Below are 15,640 nucleotides of genomic sequence, written 5' to 3' on the forward strand. Positions count from 1 at the left end.
CCCCGGGGCGTCAGCCCTTCAGCTCCGCCGCCACCAGCTCCGCGATCTGCACCGCGTTCAGGGCCGCGCCCTTGCGCAGGTTGTCGTTGGAGACGAACAGGGCGAGGCCGTGGTCCACGGTCTCGTCCTGGCGGATCCGGCCCACGTAGGACGGGTCCTGACCGGCCGCCTCCAGCGGGGTCGGCACCTCGGTGAGCGCGACGCCGGGGGCGCCGGCCAGCAGCTCCTTGGCGCGCTCCACGCTGATCGGGCGGGCGAAACGGGCGTTGATCTGAAGGGAGTGGCCGCTGAAGACGGGCACCCGCACGCAGGTGCCGGACACCTTCAGCTCCGGGATCTCCAGGATCTTGCGGGACTCGTGGCGGAGCTTCTGCTCCTCGTCCGTCTCGTGCAGGCCGTCGTCGACGATGGACCCGGCCAGCGGCAGCACGTTGTACGCGATCGGGGCCACGTACTTGTCCGGCTTCGGGAACTCGACCGCCGAACCGTCGTGGGTCAGCTTGGGGGCGTCCGCGCCCACCTTCTGGACCTGCTCGAACAGCTCGTCCACACCGGCCAGCCCGGAACCGGACACCGCCTGGTAGGTGGCGACGACGACGGCCTCCAGGCCCGCCTCCGCGTGCAGCGGGCGCAGCACCGGCATCGCGGCCATCGTGGTGCAGTTCGGGTTGGCGATGATGCCCTTGGGGCGGTCGGCGATCGCGTGCGGGTTCACCTCGGAGACCACCAGCGGGACCTCGGGGTCGCGGCGCCAGGCGGAGGAGTTGTCGATCACCACGGGGCCCTGCGAGGCGACCTTTTCGGCCAGCGCCTTGGAGGTGGCGCCGCCCGCCGAGAACAGCACGATGTCCAGGCCGGAGTAGTCGGCGGTGGCCGCGTCCTCCACCGTCACGCCGTCCAGCTCCTTGCCGGCGCTGCGGGCCGAGGCGAACAGGCGCAGCTCGGTGACGGGGAAGTCGCGCTCCGTGAGGATCCTGCGCATGACCGTGCCGACCTGACCGGTGGCTCCGACGATTCCGACCCTCACGGTGGCTCCTTCTCCGTTTGTGCGCGTGTCTTCACGCGCGCTTTGCTCGGCCGAGACTTTTCCATCATGGGGCGATGCCCGGCCCGCCTGTCCAATTCTTTGCGCGGTGTTCCCGCACCTTGGGACGCGGTGGCTCGGTCCGCCCCTGCCCATCCCTTCCCGCCCCACACGACGATGTGACGTACGCCTCGCGCGGAAAGGCGGCCGCCCGGGCGAACGTTTCGGGCCTCGCACGCGTCGTAGGGGAAACGTGGCCGGGGGAGGAAATGGCTTTGCTGCGCAGAAGGGCCCGCCGCGGCCAGGAGGACGACGTACGCGACGACCCCCTGGACGCGGCACAGGAACGCCGGGTGCGGGCGGTGCTCGCGCTCGGCGGGGTGCCGCAGGCGGACCTGCCGGACGGGGTGCAGCAGGTCCGCCTGCGGCTGCTGGAGCGGACGGCCAGTGGCCGCGAGGCGCCGCGCGACGTGTCCGCCTGGGCGGCGGTCGTCGCCTCCAACCTGGCCATGGACTGGCACCGGGCCAGACGCCGCCAGGACCGGCTCGGGGAACGGCTGGCCGCGCTGCGCCAGACGGACCACCCCCGCGACGAGGACACCAGCGTGCTGTCCCTCGCCGTCGCCCAGGGCCTGGACGAGCTGCCGGACGCCCAGCGCCAGGTCCTCGTCCTGCGCTTCTACGCCGACCTGCCGGTACGCGGCATCGCCGAGGAGCTGGGCATCCCCGAGGGCACGGTCAAGAGCAGGCTGCACACGGCGGTACGGGCCCTGCGCGCCCGCCTGCACGAGGACGAGGTGGTGTGAGATGGCCGCCGAACAGCACCCCGGTGGGTACGACGACGGGCACGACGCGCTGATGGCCGCGATCACCGGCGAGCCGCTGCCGCCGGACGCGGGTCCGGACGCCCACGGCGAGTACCGGTCGGCGACGGCCGACGTCGCGCTGCTGCGGGAACAGCTGAACCTGCTCGGCGACGCCCTGGGCGACGCCGTCCCGCAGGACCGCCCCGCACCCGCTCCGGCCCCGTTCCCGGCGCCGCGCCGCCGCCCCTTGCGCCTCGCCCTGGGCGTCCTCGCGGCGGCCTGCGCGGGTGTGGTCGTCACGGGCCTGGGCTGGCTGGTCGTGCAGAGCGGCAGCGGTGCCACCGACGACACGGCGGGAGGCAGCGCGGCCGACAAGTCCGCGGTGCGGCCGGGGAGCCCGAGCGCGGGCCAGGAGGCGGCCCTCGTCTTCGGCACCCCCCGCTACCTGGCCTGCGCCCGTCTCGTCGCCGAGGGCACGGTGACCGCCGCCGAACCCGTGCCGGGCGCCGCACGGCACCGGATCACGCTCCGGGTGACCCGCGCCCACGCGCCCGGGGACGGCACCGGCCCGACGGCGACGTTCGTCCTGGACGACGGCCTGGCCCGCCTCGCCCCCGGCGACCGGGTCCTCGTCGGCGTCCTGAGGGACCGGTCCACCGCCGACACGGTGATCACCGGCGACCGGAACATCGCCACCGCCCGCACCTGGATCACCGCCTCCCTCCCCGAGTCCCGCACCCTCACCTGCGACTGACCCGCCGCCGGGAGCAAGCGGAAGGGGCGGGCGCCCAAGCCGGCGCGCCCGCCCCACCCCGTACCGCACCGGACTACGGCACGACCTTCCCGATCCGCACGCTGCCCAGGCCCGCGACCGTGCCGTGGGCGTTGACCAGCTGGACCCGGCCGAAGAACTCACGGCCCTCCGGGGCGGCGGCCAGGGCCGTGACGCTGCCCGTCACCGTCGCCGAGTCGCCCGTGCCGAGCCGCACCGTCGCCGCGTCGTCCACGGTGACCGAGCCGAGACCGGCGGAGAAGTACACGTCCCGGTAGTCGTACTCCGTGCTGCCCGACGGCACCGAGTAGCCCGCGACCTCGACGGTGTACGTCCCGGCGGCCGGCTTCGCGAGGGACACCGACTCCTCCGAGTCGCCGTCGGCGGACTGCGCGACGACCGCGCCGTCCTCGCCGTAGACCGTCAGGTCCAGGTCGGAGGCCGCGTCGGAGACGCCCCCGATGGCGACGTCCAGCGACTCGGCGCCCTCGGGCACCTCGACCGTGGAGGTGGCCGTCTCACCCTGCTTGATCGTCGGGCGGGACGTCTCGGACGAGCCGAGCGGGCCGCCGACCAGCTTGCCCTCCAGGGCGGCGTACTCGTTGGTCACCGTCCAGGAGGCGTCGGCCGGGGTACCGGCCTTGGCCTCGGGCACGGTGACGACCTCCGGGTCGAAGGCCGCGCCGAGCACGGTGACGTCCAGCTTGTAGGGGTTGTCGAGCAGCGGCGAGGTGCGCCGGGCCTCGACCTCGACCTCCCAGACGCCGGGCTGCGGGTCGGCGTACGCGCGCACGTCGGGGCGGCAGCCGTTGCCGTCGAGGTAGTTGTTGTAGCAGTACGGCGTGGAGGTGTTGTCGACCGGGACGCCGTACGGGTGGATGGAGATGAACCGGGTCTGGCTCTCGCCCTTGAGCCCGCCGATCGCCACCTCCAGCGACTTCGCGCCCTCGGGGACGGTGACGAAGTACGACTTGGTGCTGTTGCGCTGCACCGACCCCTTCGCGGAGAAGTCGTACTTCAGCGGGGCGGAGACCACGACCGTGGTCAGGACCTGCTGGTCGACGCCCTCGGTGCGAGGGTCGTCGACCTCGAGGACGGCGCTCTTGAGTCCGGCCGACCCGGGCCGCGCCTCGACCTCGACGGTGACGGGCTCGTTCAGCGGCAGCCGCACCTCGTCCCGGCCGACGACGCGGAAGGTGTGACCGGCGTTGTTCTCGAAGTCCAGCTCGTGCCGGACCGCCCGGTCCGGTCCCGTGGTGCGGGTGAGCGTGATCTCGTAGGTCTTCTTCTGCCCGGCCTTCAGGCCGCCCTCGCGGTCGTAGAGGCCGGTGCCGTGGCCCGGGGTCTCGAGGAACTGGTCGATCGCGGTGTCGACCGGTGCCTTGACCGTGTACTCGTGGGCGGTGGCGCCGCGCCGGATCGACTTCCAGGCGCCGGGGATGTCGATCAGCCCCGCGCCCTCCTCGTACGCCTGCACGCCCTTGATGTGGTCGGCGGTGGAGGTCAGCGCCGTGCGCAGCTTCGCCGGGGTCAGGTCGATGCGGGCCTGCTTCGCCGCCGAGAGGAGCAGCGCGGAGGCGCCCGCGGCCTGCGGGGAGGCCATCGAGGTGCCCTGGAGCATGCCGTAACCGGCGGGCAGGTCGTAGCCCGCCTCGGGGACCGGGGCGCCGGGCATCCAGGTCTGGATGGAGTTGACCGCCGCGCCGGGCGCGGTCAGCGTCGGCGTGAAGCCGCCGTCCTCACGCGGACCGCGCGAGGAGAACGGCATCATCTGGTACCTGGTCTTCACCTCGGAGCCGTAGTTGGCGGCCCAGGTGTCGCGGGAGATGGACGCGCCGACCGAGATCACCTTGTCGGCGAGACCGGGGTCGCCGATGGTGTTGGCGCCGGGGCCCGAGTTGCCCGCCGAGATGACCAGCTGCACGCCGTAGGTGTCGATGAGCCGCGTGTACAGCTCGGCGCGGGCGTTGTTGCCGTCGTTGAGGGCGGGCAGGCCGCCGATCGACATGTTGACGATGTCGACGCCGCGGTTGACCACGAGGTCGATCATGCCCTCGGTGAGCGCGACGTTGGTGCAGCCGCCGCTCCAGGTGCACGCGCGGGACGACACGATCTTCGCGCCGGGCGCGGCACCGTCCATGCGGCCGCCGAACAGCCCGTTGGCGGCGGCGAGTCCGGCGACGTGCGTGCCGTGCTCGGACTCGATGACGCCGATGTTGACGAAGTCGGCCTTGGCGCCCGCGGAGTTGACGACGACGTCCTTGCGGATCTCGACGACGAAGGGCTGGCGCTCGGCCACGTCCGTCTTCGGGTCGTCGGTGCCGAAGTACCCGACCTGGAAACCGTCCTTGTACGGCTTCATCGGGGTGTCGTCGGAGAAGTCGTGGTTGTCGTTCAGGTCGACGCGGACCGTGCCGGCCTCGGCGTCGTAGAGGACGCCCCAGGAGTCGGTGGTGTCGCCGTCCCGGTTGGCGTCGCCCGCCGCGTCACCGCCGGTGGTGTACGACTCCAGGAAGGTGCTGACCCGGTAGGAGCCCGCGGGCGCCGTCCAGGTCTCGCCGCCGTAGGTGAAGGTGGGGCCGGAGACGGCAGTGGTCATCGGGCGCCAGGTGCGGTCGCCGTCGACGACCGGGTCGGTGGCGGTGACCCAGTCGACGATCTTGCGCTCGCCGGTGGTGGTCTTCTGGAGCGCCGGGTGGCCGAGGTCGACGCCGGAGTCGAGGATGCCGATGGTGACGCCGCGGCCGTCCGACTTCGGGTGCTTCTTCACGAAGTCGACGGCGCCCGTCTCGAAGGACGGGTTGTACGGGTTCTTCGCAGGGGTCCAGCGGTTCGGGCCGCGGTAGTGGTTCCGGCCCTGGTGCGAGGCGCCGCCCTTCGCCATGTCCGCGCCCGGCGTCGGGTCGTCGAGCGGGATCTCGTCGCGCAGGTCGATGCCGTCCACGGAGGAGAGCTTCGCGGCGGCGGCGATGGCCGAGTCCGCCTTGGCGGTCGGGACGGTGGCGCGGACGTAGCCCAGCTCGTCGTAGGTCCGGCCGACGGTGCCGCCGGCGACCGCGTCCAGCTCCTTCACCACCTGCTCGGTGCTGCCCGGCGTCGTGGCGACCATCATCGTGACGTTCTTCGTGCCGTCGGCCTTCGCCTCGGCGAGCAGGTCCGCGTCGTCGGAACCGAGCTTGTCGTGGGCGGACTTGACGGAGGTGCCGTCGGGCGGCGCGGTCGCCGCCGGGCCGTCGGCGGCGAGGGCCACGGGCACCGGCCCGACCGCGGCGAGCGCGGCGACGAGACCTGTGGCCAGGACGATCCGCGCCGCGCGTCTGGCGCCCGGTATCGGTTCCCGCTGGGGGCTGTTGGTCATCGGCATCCCTTGTAGAGGAAGGAACGTGCGGAGGAAGGAACATGCGGATCGACCGGAACCGATCGGTCCCGGCCGAAACGGTCCGGAATCCGATCCCGGACGACCGCTCAGCCTGACGCAAGGGGACACCGTTTGGGGAGAGTTGTCCGGGACGGGATGGAGTCATGGCGTACTTCCGCCATACGCCACCACGGACACAAGGGGGCGGCCCGTGACAACCGTGGTGGAGGGCCGAAAGGTGCTCAACCCTCCCGGACCCGGCAACCTTCCCGCCGCCCGCCGGGTCTCTCCCCCCGGACCGAGCAGCACGCGACACAGGACACGAAGGACACAGAGGACGGGGAAGACATGACCGCACGCGTACGAACCACCCTGGTGGCGGCCTGCGCCCTGGCGCTGTCGGCGGCACTGACCGCCCCGGCACTGGCAGCCCCGGCGCCGGCCGCCCCGGCCGTGGCGCCCCGGGTCACCGACGGCCACGACGCGACCCACCGCGCCCTGGAGGCGGCGGTCGCGGACGGCGTACCCGGCGTCACCGCCACCGCCCGGGACGGCCACCGCACCTGGTCCGGGACCGCCGGTGTGGGGGACCTCAGGACCGGCGGGCCGCGTTCCGAGCGGGACCGCTACCGGGTCGGGAGCATCACCAAGACGTTCGTCGCCACCGTCGTGCTCCAGTTGGAGGCCGAGGGGCGGCTCTCGCTGGACGACACCGTGGACGAGTGGCTGCCCGGCGTGGTCGAGGGCAACGGCAACGACGGGAAGCGCATCACCCTGCGCCGGCTCCTGAACCACACCAGCGGGATCTACAACGTCACGTCCGACGAGGGGTTCGCCCGCACCTACTTCACCCGGGACGGCTTCTTCCAGCACCGCTACGACACGGTGTCGCCGCGGCAGCTGGTGGCGATCGCCACGGCCCACGAGCCGGACTTCGCACCCGGCACCGACTGGAGTTACTCCAACACCAACTACATCCTGGCCGGCATGGTGATCGAGAAGGCCACCGGCCGCCCGTACGGCGACGAGGTGCGCCGCCGGATCATCGCCCCGCTCAAGCTGCGCGCCACGTCGGTCCCCGGCACCCGGACCACCCTGCCCCGGCCCAGCAGCCGCGCCTACTCGAAGCTGGACGGGACGGTGACGGACCCGACCTACGACGTCACGCGGCTCAACCCGTCCCTGGCCGGCTCGGCGGGGGAGATGATCTCCAGCTCGGCCGACCTGAACCGCTTCTACAGCGCCCTGCTCCGCGGCCGGCTGCTGCCCGCCGAGCAGCTGGCCGAGATGACCACCACGGTCCCCGCGATGCCGGGCGCCTCCTACGGCCTCGGACTGATCAAGCGGCGACTCGACTGCGGAGTGACCGTCTGGGGCCACTCCGGCGGCATCCACGGGTCCTCCTCGGAGGCGGTGACGACCCGGGACGGCCGGCACGGGCTCGCCTTCAACTTCAACGGCGACTGGTCGGGCGACAGCGACGCGGTGATCGACGCGGAGTTCTGCGGCGACTGATCCGGCGGCGTCCCGACGGGACTCCCGGGACCAGCGGGACTCCCGGGACCACCGGGGCTATCGGAGCTACCGGGGCAGCACCACGACGTACGCGGCGGGCTCCCGGTCCCCGGCCGCCATCAACGCCGTACGCACGACGGCCGCCTGGTGCTCCGGGCAGTCCCGCAGCTTGCGCGGGGTGAGGTGCACGACCGTGATGCCGAGCCGCTCCAGGTGCTCGCGCTTGCGGGCGTGCTCCGCCCAGGCGGCGTCGTCCTCCTGCTTGCGGTGCGCCCGGGTGTCCAGCTCCAGCGCCACCGCCTGCTCGGGCCAGAACGCGTCCACACCACCCAGGTGCGGGCCGCCGGGCAGGCGCAGGTCGACGTTCCAGACCGGCTCCGGCAGGGCGTGCTCGCGCACCATCCGGTACAGGCGCTGCTCCGCCAGCGCCCGCCCCTCGGCGACCAGCGAGTCCACGGCGTCCACCACGTGCGGGCGGCTGAGCAGCCGGGCCCGGTTCAGCTCCCGCACCACGGCGGCCGGTTCGCAGTGCCCGCCGCGCACCGCCTCCGTCAGCAGCCGGCGCACGGTGCCCGGATCGGTCAGCTCCGCCACCGCGTCCGCCAGCGCCCGCGCCACCGGAGCCACCGGGACCCCGGTCAGCTCCACCGGAGTGGGCAGTGCCGTCGTGCGGACGATGCGCGCACAGCCCGTGGTCCGCAGCCGGCGCATCCTCGGGACCAGGACGTCGACCACGGCCAGGGACGGCAGCGGGGGAGCGGCGGAGAACCCGTGCAGCGTCAGCGCGGCCAGGCCCGTGATCATCGCCTCCGCGTAGGCGGGCACGGGAGGGTGCTCCGGGCCCGGCTGGACCGGCACCGACACGGACACCGCGGGCGCCGCACCGGAGGCCGGGCCCGCGCCGCGGTCCCGTGCCGCGTAGAGGAGCACCGCGTGCAGACGCTCCTCGCTGGTCGGCGGGCCCGGGTGGAGCAGGACGACGTTCGGCAGCAACTGCTGCCAGGGACCGCCCGGCCGGCACTGCTCGTTGGTCTCCGCCGCGGAGACGCCGTGCGCCCGCAACTGGGCGACCGTCATCGGCCGGCGCCGGCCGTCGGCCAGCGAGTGAAGCGGGCGGGGGCGGGGGGAGAGCGGGGTGTTGTGCGTCATGACCAGCAATGTCCCGCGCCCGATCCGCCCCTTAACCGCTGTTACAAGCCCATCGCCGAACCGGGACAAGCCCGTCCTAAAGGACGGGTGTTCGGATGCCGAAAACCCCTGGTCCGCCACCGTGCGGCCCAGGGGTTACGGCTGCCATTGCCCGAATTCCGTAACGACGACGGAACGCTCAACCGTTGGCCAAAGCAACAGTGCTCATGTCACGCCGGGACAACTAGCGCCCCATAGGGGCGCGGGGCTGTATCGATGTGCGGCTCCGCCGCGTGGGCGCGACAAGCCACGACGCTGCCGCACCCGGCGACCAACAGAACCCCCTACGCACCGCCCCCGTCACAAGCCTGCGCCCGCAGAGCCCGCGCCAGATCGTCCCGGGCCTCCAGCACCAGCCTCCGCAACGCCGGCGCCGCCCCCTCGTGCGCGGACAGCCACGCGTCGGTCGCGTCCAGCGTGTCCTGAGAGTCCCGCAGCGACGGGAACAGCCCCCGGACCACGTCCATCCCGATCTGGATGGACCGCTCGGCCCACACCCGCTCGATCGCCGCGAAGTACTTCTCGGTGTACGGCGCGAGCAGCTCCCGCTGAGAGGGCTGCGCGAAGCCGGCGATGGTCGCCTCCACCAGGGCGTTGGACAGCGCGTCGGACTCCACCACCTGCGCCCAGGCCTGCGCCTTCACCGCCTGGGACGGCCGCGAGGCCAGGCAGCGGACCTGGTGCCGCTTGCCGGAGGCGGTGTCGTCGCGGGCCAGTTCGGCGGCCAGGACGCTTTCGTCGGCACCGCCGTGGGCGGCGAGCGGCGCGAGGAAGGTCCAGCGCAGCTCCTGGTCCACGTCAAGGCCGTCGATCTTGTCGGTGCCCTCCAGCAGCCCGCGCAGCACCAGCAGGTCCGCCTCCTCGGACGCCACCGACGCGAAGAACCGCGCCCACGCCAGCTGCTGCTCGCTGCCCGGCGCCGCGTCCCGCAGCTCGCGCAGCGCGCCCTCGGCGAGCAGCCGGCCGCCCGTCTCGCGCCAGTCGGGGGCGGCGTAGTGCACCAGCGCCGAGCCGGTCCAGGCGTGCAGCATCTGCAGGACGCCGATGTCGGACTCGCGCCCCGCGAACCGCAGCACCAGCCCGGCGAAGTCCCGGGCCGGCAGCAGCGCGTCCCGCGTCATGTTCCACAGCGCCGACCAGCACAGGGCGCGGGCCAGCGGGTCGGTCAGCGCGCCCAGGTGCTCGCGCAGGGTCGCCAGCGAGGTGTCGTCGAAGCGCGTCTTGCAGTACGTGAGGTCGTCGTCGTTGACCAGGACCAGCTCCGGAGCCTCGGCACCGGCCAGCTCCGCCACCACCGTGCGCGGTCCCTCGACGTCCACCTCGGCACGCGCGTACCGCTCCAGCGCGCCCTCGGCCGTACGCCGGTACAGGCCCACCGCGACGCGGTGCGGGCGCAGTTCGGGGTGCCCCGCCGACGGAGTCGGCTGATTGAGCACAGCGGCCGCCTCCTGGACCACGGCCAGCTCGTCGACCGTGCCGGACGCGCTCAGCAGCACCTGCGGGGTCAGCGAGTTGACGCCGGCCGTCTGGAGCCAGGAGCGCGACCAGGCCGCCATGTCCCGGCCGCTGGTCTCCTCCAGGACCGACAGCAGGTCGCCCAGGCGCGTGTTGCCGTACGCGTGCCGCTTGAAGTAGCGCCGCGCGCCCTCCAGGAACGCGTCCTGCCCGACGTACGCCACCAGCTGCTTGAGCGCGGAGGCACCCTTGGCGTAGGTGATGCCGTCGAAGTTGAGCTTGGCGTCCTCCAGGTCACGGATGTCGGCCGTGATCGGGTGCGTGGAGGGAAGCTGGTCGGCGCGGTACGCCCAGGCCTTGCGGCGGTTGGCGAAGGTGATCCAGGCGTCCTCGAAGCGGGTCGCGTTGACGTTGGCGAACGCGCCCATGAAGTCGGCGAAGGACTCCTTCAGCCACAGGTCGTCCCACCACTCCATGGTCACGAGGTCGCCGAACCACATGTGCGCCATCTCGTGCAGGATCGTGTTGGCGCGGCCCTCGTACGACGCCCGCGTCACCTTCCCGCGGAAGATGTACTCCTCCCGGAAGGTCACCATCCCCGGGTTCTCCATCGCGCCGAGGTTGTACTCCGGCACGAACGCCTGGTCGTACTTCCCGAAGGGGTACGGGTAGTCGAAGTGGTCGTGGAAGAAGTCCAGTCCCTGCTTGGTGATCAGGAAGACGTCGTCGGCGTCGAAGTGCGGGGCCAGGCCCTTGCGGCACAGGGCGCCGAGCGGGATCTCCAGCCGCGTACCGTCCTCGAGCACGCGCGCGTAGGAGTCCGTGACGTAGTGGTACGGCCCCGCGACCACGCACGTGATGTACGTCGAGATCGGCTTGGTCTCCGCGAACCGCCACACTCCGTCGGCGCGTTCGCCCGCGCCGTTGGACCACACCGTCCACTCCTCGGGGGCGCGCACCTCGAAGCGGAAGGGGGCCTTGAGGTCCGGCTGCTCGAAGTTCGCGAACACCCGGCGGGAGTCGGCCGGCTCGTACTGGGTGTACAGGTACACCTCGCCGTCCTCGGGGTCGACGAAGCGGTGCATTCCCTCGCCGGTGCGGGAGTAGGCGCACTGGGCGTCGACCACCAGCTCGTTGTCGGCGGCCAGGTCCTCCAGGAGGATCCGGGAGCCGTCGAAGACCTCGCTCGGGTCGAGGTCGCGGCCGTTCAGCGAGACGGCGGTGACGCTCGGGGCGATCAGGTCGGCGAAGCTGCTCGCGCCGGGCTCGTTGCAGCGGAAGCGGATCGTGGTGACGGACCGGAACGTGCGCGGGCCCTCGTCCCGGGCGTCACCGATGGCCGAGCGCACGTCGAGGGACACCTCGTACCCGTCGACGGACAGCAGGGCGGCCCGCTCCCGGGCCTCGTCGCGGGACAGATTCTCACCGGGCACGGGCGGCACTCCCTCGGGTGGTGTTCGGTATGTGAGTGGTGTTGCGGGTGATGTTCAGTATGCGGACAGCCCCGATCCTGCCATGCGCCCCCGACGCGCGGCAGCCGGGAATGAGCGGGCCGACCGGTCGGTTGCCCGGAGAAACGCTCACTCGCGCCGCCTCATGAGGAGAGACATGTCCGAGAAGACGCCTGTCGACTTCTGGTTCGACCCGCTGTGCCCCTGGGCCTGGATGACCTCCCGCTGGGTCCTGGAGGTGGAGAAGGTCAGGGACATCGAGGTCCGCTGGCACCTGATGAGCCTGGCCGTCCTCAACGAGGACAAGCTCGACGAGCTGCCCGCGGAGTACCGCGAGATGCTGGAGGTCAAGGCCTGGGGCCCGGTCCGCGTCGTCATCGCGGCCCAGGAGGAGCACGGTGCCGAGGTCCTCGGCGACCTCTACACGGCGCTCGGCACCCGCATCCACAACCAGGAGGAGGGCCCGGGCCGGGAGACGGTCGCCGCCGCCCTGAAGGACGTCGGTCTGCCCGAGTCCCTGATGGAGCACTGGGACGACACCCCCTACGAGCCCCAGCTGCGCGCCTCCCACAAGGAGGGCATCGACAAGGTCGGCCAGGAGGTCGGTACCCCGGTCATCGCGGTGCCCGGCGCCGACGGCGGGCAGCTCGCCTTCTTCGGCCCGGTCGTCACCCCCGCACCCAAGGGCGAGGACGCGGCCAAGCTCTGGGACGGCACCCTCGCCGTGGCGTCCGTGCCGGGCTTCTACGAGATCAAGCGGACCCGCACCAAGGGCCCGGACTTCAGCAACCTGTAAGCGGCGTCAGCGCACAGGAAGCCCCCGCGAGTCATGTCCTCGCGGGGGCTTCCCTCATTCCGCCCGCCCGGTGAAGGTTGAGAAGACGATCACGAGGCAGGACGACTCAAGGAGTTCAGGGCGCCAGCAGCAGCGTGTTGGTGCGGGACTTGGCGGCCTCGTAGCGCCTGGCCACGTCCTGCCAGTTGACGACGGCCCACATGGCGTCGATGAAGTCGACCTTCTGGTTCTTGTACTGCAGGTAGAAGGCGTGCTCCCAGGCGTCGAAGACCAGGATCGGGGTGGAGCCCTGGCCGACGTTGCCCTGGTGGTCGTAGATCTGCTCGACGATCAGCCGGCCGCTCAGCGGCTCGTAGGCGAGGACGCCCCAGCCCGAGCCCTGGGTGGTCGCGGCGGCCTTGGTGAGTTGTGCCTTGAAACCGGCGAAGGAGCCGAAGGACTCGGCGATCGCGCCGGCCAGCTCGCCCACGCCGTCCTGGTCGAGGGGCTCGCCGCCGCCGTCACCGGTCATGTTGTGCCAGTAGATCGAGTGCAGGATGTGGCCGGAGAGGTGGAAGGCCAGGTTCTTCTCCAGGCCGTTGATCGAGCCCCACGTCTCCTTGTCCCGCGCCTCGGCGAGCTGCTCCAGCGTGTCGTTGGCGCCCTTGACGTACGCGGCGTGGTGCTTGTCGTGGTGCAGCTCGATGATCTCGGGACTGATCACGGGAGCCAGCGCGGAGTAGTCGTACGGCAGTTCAGGAAGCGTGTAGACGGACATGGCGGATCCCCTCCGACCTCTTATTGCAAAAGGCTTGCAAGTGCACGCTAACAGCAAGAGGGCGGAGAGGGGTGGAGGGGCGTGCCGCGACACACGAAAGGGCCCCCGCACACGACCGTGCGGAGGCCCTCGGTGGAGCGCCGGGCTCTGTGGCTAGCCGAGGCGGGCCGCCCGGCGCCGCTGCCGGACGTAACCCGCGGCCGCCAGGGCCAGCGTCATCCCGCCCGTCGAGTACAACTGCACCCGCGTGTCCGGCTCGCGGGCCATCAGCACGAACACCGCGGCCATGCCGGCCAGCGCCACCCAGGTCAGCCACGGGAAGAGCCACATGCGCACGACCAGCTTCTCGGGCGCCTCCCGCTCCAGGCGGCGGCGCAGCCGCAGCTGCGCGGCGGCGATGAAGATCCAGACGACCAGGATGACCGCGCCGATCATGTTCAGCAGCCAGGAGAAGACGTCGTCCGGCCGCCAGTAGCTGAGCAGCACGCAGCCGAAGCCGAACAGGGAGGAGACCAGCACCGCGACCCGCGGCACCCCGCCCGACACCCGGCCCAGCGCCTTCGGCCCCTGGCCCCGCTCGACCAGCGAGTAGCCGATGCGGGAGGCGCCGTAGATGTTGGCGTTCATCGCGCTGAGCAGCGCCACGAGGACCACGACGTTCATGAGCCGGCCCGCGCCCGGGATGCCCAGCTCGTCCAGGGCGGCGACGTACGGGCCCTTCTCGACGACCTCGGGGGAGTCCCACGGGACCAGGGTCACGATGACCGCCATCGAGCCGATGTAGAACAGCGCGATCCGCCACATCGCCGTCCGTACGGCGCTCGCCACGCCCTTGACCGGGTTCTCCGACTCGGCGGCCGCGATGGTCACGGTCTCCAGGCCGCCGTAGGCGAACACCGAGGCGAGCAGGCCGATGATCAGACCGTTGCCGCCGTTGGGCAGGAAGTCGCCCAGGTGGGAGGTGCCGGGCGAGTCGGTGCCCGGCAGGACGCCGCAGATCGCCAGCACGCCGAGCACGAGGAACAGCGAGATCGCGCCGACCTTGAGCGCGGCGAACCAGAACTCGAACTCGCCGAAGTTCTTCACGGCGGCCAGGTTCGTCCCGCAGAACACCACCATGAACAGCGCCACCCAGGCCCACTCGGGCGTACCGGGCAGCCAGCCGTGCACGATCTGCGCCGCGCCGATGCCCTCCAGGCCGACCGCCGTGCACAGCAGCACCCAGAACGCCCAGCCCGCGGTGAAACCGGCCCAGGGGCCGATCGCCCGCTCGGCATGCGCGGAGAAGGAGCCGGACGACGGATACGCGGCGGACATCTCGCCCAGCATCCGCATCACCAGCATCACGAGGAGACCGGAGGCGGTGTAGGCGACGACGATCGAGGGCCCGGCGGCGGCGATGCCGGCCCCGGAACCGACGAACAGCCCGGCGCCGATCACGCCGCCCAGGGCGATCATCGACAGGTGGCGCTGCTTGAGGCCGTGGGAGAGGGAGGCGTCCGCCGGCTGCTGGGGCGCCTTGGTGGTGGTGCTGTTGGACATGGAGCGGCTCGTCCAATGCGTGGGGGGACGGGGACGGTGGTGGGGGGTGGGTTGGAGCTCGGTGGGGCTGGGGTGGGGCTGGGCAGGGCAAAAGCGCCCACAGTCTCCGGTCTCGTGTCGCGCGGCGACAGCGGCTGCCCACGATGCGGACGGACCGGACACGGAACGCGATCATCCGAATACGCCATTCCGTTTGGGGTGTGCCCGGGTGACGCCCGCCTCACCCCCTCGGTGACCGGTGTCACCCGCGGCCGGGTGTATCCCGCACCCTTTGTCGGGAGCCCACCAAGACGACGAGCGGGCCTTTGTCGAGCGCTGCTGGTGATCGGCTCCAGGCGGCTGGGATAGCGTCGCGGTGTCCCGACATGTCCACACCACCGCGGAGTCCCCATGAGCACCGCTGCCGTCCCCGCCCGACGCTCCGGGCAGGTCCTCGCCGACCTCATCCCCTCCTCCCGAGTCCGGGACGTCGCGCTCGTCGCGGGCGGCGCCGTGCTCACCGGCCTCGCCGCCCAGATCGCCGTACCCGTGCCCGGCTCCCCGGTGCCGGTGACCGGCCAGACCTTCGCCGCGCTGCTCGTCGGCACCTCGCTCGGTGCCCGCCGCGGCCTCCTCTCGCTCGCGCTGTACGCCCTGGTCGGCATGGCGGGCGTGCCGTGGTTCGCGGAGGGCGGCTCCGGCACCGCCGCTCCCTCCCTCGGCTACGTCTTCGGCATGCTGCTCGCCGTCACGGTCGTGGGCGCGCTGGCCCGCCGCGGCGCCGACCGCTCGATGCTGCGCACGGCCGGCACGATGCTGCTCGGCGAGGCGATCATCTACGCCGTCGGTGTGCCGTACCTGGCCTTCGCCGCCGACATGTCCCTCACCGCCGCGATCGCGGCCGGCCTCACCCCGTTCCTGATCGGCGACGCGCTGAAGGCCGCGCTGGCGATGGGCGTCCTGCCCACCGCCTGGAAGCTGGTCGACAAGCGGTAGG

General features: G+C 72.1%; 11 protein-coding genes. 5 read left to right on the top strand and 6 right to left on the bottom strand.

Annotated features, from left to right (window positions below; genetic code table 11):
• Window positions 1-10 precede the first annotated feature (10 nt).
• Window positions 11-1,027, bottom strand: coding sequence for an aspartate-semialdehyde dehydrogenase (locus OHA99_RS24575; protein ID WP_153179843.1), 1,017 nt, complete (start codon window positions 1,025-1,027; stop codon window positions 11-13).
• 266 nt (window positions 1,028-1,293) lie between these two features.
• Here OHA99_RS24575 and OHA99_RS24580 point away from each other — a divergent pair, with 266 nt between their 5' ends.
• Window positions 1,294-1,830 carry a sigma-70 family RNA polymerase sigma factor gene (locus tag OHA99_RS24580; RefSeq protein ID WP_405697846.1) on the top strand — a complete coding sequence of 179 codons (537 nt, stop codon included), beginning with the start codon at window positions 1,294-1,296 and terminating at the stop codon, window positions 1,828-1,830.
• 1 nt (window position 1,831) lies between these two features.
• Entirely contained in the window at window positions 1,832-2,584 is a 753-nt protein-coding gene (locus OHA99_RS24585; RefSeq protein WP_405697848.1) for a hypothetical protein, read from the top strand.
• Between the two features lie 73 nt (window positions 2,585-2,657).
• On the opposite strand, the gene OHA99_RS24590 is transcribed toward OHA99_RS24585, so the two are convergent.
• Window positions 2,658-5,960, bottom strand: coding sequence for a S8 family serine peptidase (locus OHA99_RS24590; protein ID WP_405697850.1), 3,303 nt, complete (start codon window positions 5,958-5,960; stop codon window positions 2,658-2,660).
• A 348-nt stretch (window positions 5,961-6,308) separates the two neighbouring features.
• On the opposite strand from OHA99_RS24590, the gene OHA99_RS24595 reads away from it, so the two are divergent.
• Window positions 6,309-7,475, top strand: coding sequence for a serine hydrolase (locus tag OHA99_RS24595; RefSeq protein ID WP_153179847.1), 1,167 nt, complete (start codon window positions 6,309-6,311; stop codon window positions 7,473-7,475).
• Window positions 7,476-7,541: 66 nt separating this feature from the next.
• On the opposite strand, the gene OHA99_RS24600 is transcribed toward OHA99_RS24595, so the two are convergent.
• A complete protein-coding gene (locus OHA99_RS24600; protein ID WP_164384733.1) occupies window positions 7,542-8,624 on the bottom strand; it encodes a hypothetical protein in 1,083 nt (360 codons plus the stop codon).
• 323 nt (window positions 8,625-8,947) lie between these two features.
• Complete coding sequence (gene pepN / locus OHA99_RS24605; protein ID WP_381502727.1) at window positions 8,948-11,551, bottom strand: aminopeptidase N; 2,604 nt, start codon at window positions 11,549-11,551, stop codon at window positions 8,948-8,950.
• Window positions 11,552-11,726: 175 nt separating this feature from the next.
• On the opposite strand from pepN, the gene OHA99_RS24610 reads away from it, so the two are divergent.
• Window positions 11,727-12,365, top strand: coding sequence for a DsbA family protein (locus OHA99_RS24610; protein WP_194280090.1), 639 nt, complete (start codon window positions 11,727-11,729; stop codon window positions 12,363-12,365).
• Between the two features lie 115 nt (window positions 12,366-12,480).
• On the opposite strand, the gene OHA99_RS24615 is transcribed toward OHA99_RS24610, so the two are convergent.
• Together OHA99_RS24615 and OHA99_RS24620 are read right to left on the bottom strand one after the other, a co-directional pair.
• Window positions 12,481-13,122, bottom strand: a complete 642-nt coding sequence (locus OHA99_RS24615; RefSeq protein ID WP_108986752.1) for a superoxide dismutase — start codon at window positions 13,120-13,122, stop codon at window positions 12,481-12,483.
• 153 nt (window positions 13,123-13,275) lie between these two features.
• Window positions 13,276-14,664 (bottom strand): amino acid permease, encoded by a 1,389-nt coding sequence (locus tag OHA99_RS24620; RefSeq protein WP_153179850.1) that lies wholly within the window; start codon window positions 14,662-14,664, stop codon window positions 13,276-13,278.
• Between the two features lie 390 nt (window positions 14,665-15,054).
• Here OHA99_RS24620 and OHA99_RS24625 point away from each other — a divergent pair, with 390 nt between their 5' ends.
• The gene (locus OHA99_RS24625) at window positions 15,055-15,639 is read left to right on the top strand and encodes a biotin transporter BioY (protein WP_164384737.1); all 585 of its coding nucleotides are present in this window, start codon (window positions 15,055-15,057) and stop codon (window positions 15,637-15,639) included.
• The last annotated feature ends 1 nt before the right edge of the window (window position 15,640 follow it).

This window comes from Streptomyces coelicoflavus (genome assembly GCF_045041415.1).
GTDB classification, from domain to species: Bacteria; Actinomycetota; Actinomycetes; order Streptomycetales; family Streptomycetaceae; genus Streptomyces; species Streptomyces coelicoflavus.

What these genes read in the sequence shown, in the direction of transcription:
- OHA99_RS24580 (WP_405697846.1), top strand. Translation starts at nt 1,294, where the DNA reads ATGGCTTTGCTGCGCAGAAGGGCCCGCCGCGGCCAGGAGGACGACGTA.
- OHA99_RS24585 (WP_405697848.1), top strand. Translation starts at nt 1,832, where the DNA reads ATGGCCGCCGAACAGCACCCCGGTGGGTACGACGACGGGCACGACGCG.
- OHA99_RS24590 (WP_405697850.1), bottom strand. Translation starts at nt 5,960, where the DNA reads ATGACCAACAGCCCCCAGCGGGAACCGATACCGGGCGCCAGACGCGCG.
- OHA99_RS24595 (WP_153179847.1), top strand. Translation starts at nt 6,309, where the DNA reads ATGACCGCACGCGTACGAACCACCCTGGTGGCGGCCTGCGCCCTGGCG.
- OHA99_RS24600 (WP_164384733.1), bottom strand. Translation starts at nt 8,624, where the DNA reads ATGACGCACAACACCCCGCTCTCCCCCCGCCCCCGCCCGCTTCACTCG.
- OHA99_RS24610 (WP_194280090.1), top strand. Translation starts at nt 11,727, where the DNA reads ATGTCCGAGAAGACGCCTGTCGACTTCTGGTTCGACCCGCTGTGCCCC.
- OHA99_RS24615 (WP_108986752.1), bottom strand. Translation starts at nt 13,122, where the DNA reads ATGTCCGTCTACACGCTTCCTGAACTGCCGTACGACTACTCCGCGCTG.
- OHA99_RS24620 (WP_153179850.1), bottom strand. Translation starts at nt 14,664, where the DNA reads ATGTCCAACAGCACCACCACCAAGGCGCCCCAGCAGCCGGCGGACGCC.
- OHA99_RS24625 (WP_164384737.1), top strand. Translation starts at nt 15,055, where the DNA reads ATGAGCACCGCTGCCGTCCCCGCCCGACGCTCCGGGCAGGTCCTCGCC.